Raw genomic sequence first — 5112 nt, forward strand, 5'->3', positions numbered from 1 at the left:
TCGTCATGCCGGTGAAATAAGGCGGGTTCTGGATATAGGTCGATTCCGCCGGCCAGACGTAGGTGTCGCCGCCGGTCACCTCGATGGCCGCGCGCTCCAGAGCGGGCAGCGCCAGCGCGACGCCGGCAAGCGCGCTCTTGTCGGGGCTCGCCGCGCGTTCTTCGGCTTTGATCTGCTCCCACAAATGATGGCCGCCATGCTCGGCGTCGCCGAAGATGTGCGGGTGGCGGCGCTCCATCTTGTCGCAGATGCGCGCGATCACGTCGTCGAGCGTGAATTGGCCGGCTTCCTCGGCTATCTGGCTGTGAAAGACGACCTGGAGCTGGAGGTCGCCGAGCTCGTCGGCGAGCGCATCCATGTCGCCGCGCGCAATCGCATCCGCGACCTCATAGGCTTCCTCGATCGTGTAAGGCGCGATCGTGGCGAAGGTCTGGACGGTGTCCCATTCGCAGCCGGTCTTGGGATCGCGCAGCCGGCGCATGATCTCGCGCAGGCGCTCAAGCGGCACGAGGGGCCCCTGCGCTCGAGCAATCTGGAGGTATGATAATATGCATTATGTAAAATCCAGGATGGATCAAGCGACCAGGATCAGCCAGCGCCCTTCCACGCCCCAGCGGCTCAAGGTCGACAAATAGTTCATGCCGAGGACGTTCAAATCGTCGTTATCGGCGACCTGAAGCCCGATGTTGCGCCGGACAATGCTGCCGACGCTGAGCTCGTCCGCGCGGCCGCGCGCGACGCGAATGATGCCGTTGCCGGTGCGGACGAACTCGTCGGCCCGCGGCGAGACCTTCACGCCCGCCTCCTTTGCCGTCTGCCGGTCGATCGTGGTCATGGTAGCGCCGCTGTCGACGAGGAACTTGACGTTTTGCCCATTCAGCTTGGCATGGACCCAAAAATGACCGTCGATGGCCATCGGGATGCGAGTCACCGCCCCCTCGGTCACCGGGCTTCCCAGCGCCTCGGCCTTGAGCCGCTCGGCGAGATAGCCGAAATCGTCGCGGAAGGTGAACAGGACGAAGCCCGCGGCGAAGATCACGACCCAGGCCATGGCCATGGTCACCAGCTTCGCCATCGGCTCGCGCCGCGACATCAGGGCGCCGAGCACGAGCATCATCGCCATCAGGATGTAGACTCCGCCGAGCATCAGGTCGTTGGTCATCATCAGGCGATCTCGAACCCGTCATAAGCCGGCGCTGCCCAGTCGGGCAGCTCCGAAGCAAGCGTTCGATAATCGAGGCTGTTCCCCATGTGAACGAGACAAAGCTGGCCGACGCGCAGCTGCCTCGCCCAGCCGAGCACGGCATCGAGATGGGCGTGCGTCGGGTGCGGCCGGCGCGTCAGGCAGTCGGCGATCCACACGTCGGCGCCTTGATACAATGCCGCCATCCCGTCCGTTAAGTCACTGAAGTCGACGGCGTAAGCGACCGAATGACCAGCTTCGTCGAAGCGCATCCCGAGCGATTTCGTATCTCCGTGCGGCTGATCGACGAAGCGCGTGCGTACATCGCCGAACGCGAGCTCGGCGCCGAGCTTCCGCGCTTCGACGATCGGCCGGTAGAATTCGGATTGGGCAAAGGCATAACCGAAGCGCTGCCGAAGTACCTCGAGGACCTCGGCGCGGGCGTGAAGCGACACCGGCCCCTGGTTTGCCCGCGCTACTGGCCTGAGTTCGTCGATTCCGTGGCAATGATCGCCGTGGACATGGGTGACGATCACCCCCTCCAGCCCGCCCACGTTCGCGGCGAGCAGCTGCTGACGCAGGTCGGGCCCGCAGTCGACGAGCATCCGCTCGCCGGCGCTCTCGACCAGGATCGACGTACGCAGCCGAACGTTGCGCGGCTCCGCTGGATCGCACTGCCCCCAGTCGTTGCCGATCTTCGGGACTCCGGTCGACGTCCCGCAACCGAGAATGCGAACTCTCACGCGGCCTTTGCGAACAATTTGAAAAAGTTGGCGGTGGTGGCGTCGGCGAGATCTTCGGGATCCTCTCCCCTCAGCCGAGCCACGAAGCTCGCGGTTTCGGCGACGAACGCCGGCTCGCATTTCTTGCCGCGGTGCGGGACCGGCGCGAGGAATGGCGAATCCGTCTCGACCAGCATCTGGTCGGCGGGCAGCCATGTCGCAGTCGCCTGGAGGTCCTGCGCATTCTTGAACGTCACGATGCCCGACAAGGATATATAGAAGCCGAGATCGAGGCCTTTGCGCGCCAACCCGGCCGAACCGGTGAAGCAGTGGAGGACTCCGGTCACCCCCCCCTCCTTCACCGCGGTTTCGAGCATCTCCGCGGTGTCCTGCTCCGCCTCCCGGGTATGGACCACGAGCGGCAGCCCGGTTTCCCGCGCAGCGTCGATATGCGCCTGGAAGCGCTCGCGTTGCGCCTGCCGGTCCGACTTGTCGTAATAATAATCGAGGCCGCACTCGCCGATCGCGATTACGCGCGGATGATCGGCGGCTTCGACCAGCGCCGCGGCGCCGAGGTCGGGATGGGCGTCGGCCTCGTGCGGGTGGACGCCGACACTTGCCCACACGTCCGGCTCGCGCTCGGCGAGCGCGACGATGTCGTCCCATTCGCGCTGCCGCGTTGAGATGTTGAGGAAGCCGGCGACGCCGCGTTCGCGGGCGTTGCCGAGCACTTCGGCCTGGCGTTCGACGAGGCCTTCGTAATTGAGGTGGCAATGGCTGTCGATCAGCTTCACGCCGCCTCCTCCTGTTCCAGCTCGAGCCTCGGGAAAAGGGGCGTCGGCTGCGGGATCGGCGCGCCGCCTTCCCCAGCGGCGATGAGCGTCAGCAGCTTGTCGGCCGACGCCGGAATTATCGGCGCGATCGCGCGTGCAAGCTGCCGCACCGCGGCAACCAGCGTGCCGAGGACGGCCGCCATGCGTTCCGGGTCGGTCTTCCTGAGCGCCCACGGCGCCTGGGTGTCGACAAAAGCGTTGCAGGCGAAGACGGCCTTCAGCCAGGATTCGATCCCAACCGAAAAGGCCAGCCGATCGAACGCCTCCGGCACCTCCCCGTCCGCCGCCGCGCGGACCTGCTCGAGCAATTGGCGGTCTTCGCTAGCCTCCCCCGGCGCCGGAAGAATACCGGCCAAATTCTTGTGAACCATCGACAAAGTACGCTGCGCAAGATTGCCGAAGCTGTTCGCGAGTTCGGCATTGGCACGGTTGACGATCGCCTCGGCGCTATAGCTTCCGTCCTGGCCGAACGTGACTTCGCGCAGCAGGAAGTACCGCAGCGCATCGACCCCGAAGCGCTCGGCGAGCAGCATCGGGTCGACGACATTGCCGACGCTCTTCGACATCTTCTCGCCGCGGCTCAGAAGGAAGCCGTGCCCGTACACCTGCCTGGGGAGAGCGATCCCCGCGCTCATCAGGAACGCCGGCCAGTAGACGGCGTGGAAGCGGACGACGTCCTTCCCGATCAAATGGACGTCGGCGGGCCAGTAGCGGCACCACAGCTCGGTATCGTCGGGATAGCCGAGGCCGGTGATATAGTTCGTCAGCGCATCGAGCCACACGTACATGACGTGGCCTTCGCTTCCGGGCACCGGAACGCCCCAATCGAAGCTCGTCCGCGAGATGCTGAGGTCCTTGAGGCCGCCCTCCACGAAGCGCACGACTTCGTTGCGGCGGCTCTCGGGGCGGATGAACTCGGGGCTCGCCGAATAAAGGTCGAGCAGCGGCTGCCGATATTTCGAGAGGCGGAAGAACCAGCTTTCCTCGACCGTCCATTCGACCGGCGTGCCGTGCGGCGACAGTTTCGAACCGTCATCGGCGAGGGACAACTCATCTTCTTCGTAATAAGCTTCGTCGCGGACCGAGTACCAACCCTCGTAGCGATCCAGGTACAGGTCCCCTTTCGCCTCCATGGCCTTCCAGATCGCCTGGCTAGCGCGGTAGTGATCGGCTTCCGAGGTGCGGATGAAGCGGTCGTAAGACACGTTAAGAGTGTCGCACATATGCTGGAAAAGACGTGACATCTTGTCCGCGAAGGCGCGCGGCTCCACGCCTTCGCCGCGCGCTGCCTGCGCCATCTTCAGGCCGTGCTCGTCGGTGCCGGTCTGGAAACGGACGTCCCTTCCCCGCTGCCGCTGGAAGCGCGCCGCTGCATCGGCGGCGATCGCCTCATAGGCGTGGCCGATGTGCGGCGGGCCGTTGGGGTAGCTGATCGCCGTCGTGATGTAGAAGGGCTCGCCCATGGCGATGCCCCTAGCCCCCCGCTCCTAGCGCTTCAAGGAAGCGTCATGGGCAACCTCGGCGAGATAGCCGCCGATCTGGAACACCGTCGCAGCGGGGTCGAGCGAGACCCGCGGCGCGATTGCAGCGAGCTCGCGCGTCTTGGCGTACGCGTCCAGCGCCCGCTCCAGCGAGCCTCCGCGAAGCTGCCGCGCCGCGCGCGCGATCAGCGACGGAGCGAGTTCGAGGAACGCGGCGTAGCGTTCTGTCGCCCCCTTCTTGCCGAGCTCGGTCGCAAGCTCCGCACGCCGGGCGTTGGTGGGATCGCCGTCGCGAAGGATCGCCAGCGCCGAATCCTCGAGCTTGGCAAGTCCGAGTTCGGCAAAGGCGACCGCGCGTCCCGCCGAGCCGAACGACATGGCGGCGACGCGCTCGCGTTCCGCAGCGGTGAGGCCGGGCGATCGGGCCTTGAGGATTGACGTCATGGCGTCTTCGCCGAGCGCATCGAAATGGAGCAGTCGGCAACGCGACCGGATCGTTGGCAGGAGCCGCCCGGGCGCATGGCTGACGAGGAAGAAGAGCGTGTTCGGCGGCGGCTCCTCAAGCATCTTGAGGAGCGCGTTCGACGCCTCCTTGTTGAGTTCGTCCATGCTGTCGATCACCGCCACGCGCCACGGCGACAGCGCCGCGGTCATGCCCATGAACTCGCCCAGCGCGCGGATCTGCTTGACGGTGATGTCGCGGGCGAGCCCTTCGCCTTTCTCCTTCGGCAGCCGTTCGAGCCAGCGCATATCCGGATGGCTTCCGGCTTCGACCAGCTTCACTATCGGATGTTCCTCAGGGCTGGCCAGGCCGGGGGCTTCCGCCGGCGGACCGGCGGCGTCGGCAAGCACGCGCCGCGCGGCGGCATGCGCGAAGCTCGCTTTGCCGACGC

The 5112-nt window shown here is 65.8% G+C and carries 6 protein-coding genes; all 6 read right to left on the reverse strand.

Translation table 11 applies throughout. The annotated features are described in order from the left end of the window. A partial coding sequence (locus GH737_RS12745; protein WP_155265186.1) for a MazG family protein occupies nucleotides 1–481 on the reverse strand: 481 nt, incomplete at its 3' end. A gap of 93 nt (nucleotides 482–574) precedes the next feature. Beyond that, complete coding sequence (locus GH737_RS12750) at nucleotides 575–1165, reverse strand: retropepsin-like aspartic protease family protein (protein WP_155265181.1); 591 nt, start codon at nucleotides 1163–1165, stop codon at nucleotides 575–577. Then, entirely contained in the window at nucleotides 1165–1926 is a 762-nt protein-coding gene (locus GH737_RS12755; RefSeq protein WP_155265182.1) for an MBL fold metallo-hydrolase, read from the reverse strand. The genes GH737_RS12750 and GH737_RS12755 overlap by 1 nt, the downstream gene beginning before the upstream one ends. Next, nucleotides 1923–2699 (reverse strand): TatD family hydrolase, encoded by a 777-nt coding sequence (locus tag GH737_RS12760; protein ID WP_155265183.1) that lies wholly within the window; start codon nucleotides 2697–2699, stop codon nucleotides 1923–1925. The genes GH737_RS12755 and GH737_RS12760 overlap by 4 nt, the downstream gene beginning before the upstream one ends. After that, nucleotides 2696–4201: a methionine--tRNA ligase gene (metG, locus tag GH737_RS12765; protein ID WP_155265184.1), complete on the reverse strand. Its 1506-nt coding sequence runs from the start codon at nucleotides 4199–4201 to the stop codon at nucleotides 2696–2698. Before metG ends, GH737_RS12760 begins: the two co-directional genes overlap by 4 nt. A 24-nt stretch (nucleotides 4202–4225) precedes the next feature. Beyond that, a partial coding sequence (locus GH737_RS12770) for a DNA polymerase III subunit delta' (RefSeq protein ID WP_155265185.1) occupies nucleotides 4226–5112 on the reverse strand: 887 nt, incomplete at its 5' end.

The organism is Sphingomonas segetis (assembly GCF_009720245.1).
Lineage (GTDB): Bacteria > Pseudomonadota > Alphaproteobacteria > Sphingomonadales > Sphingomonadaceae > Sphingomicrobium > Sphingomicrobium segetis.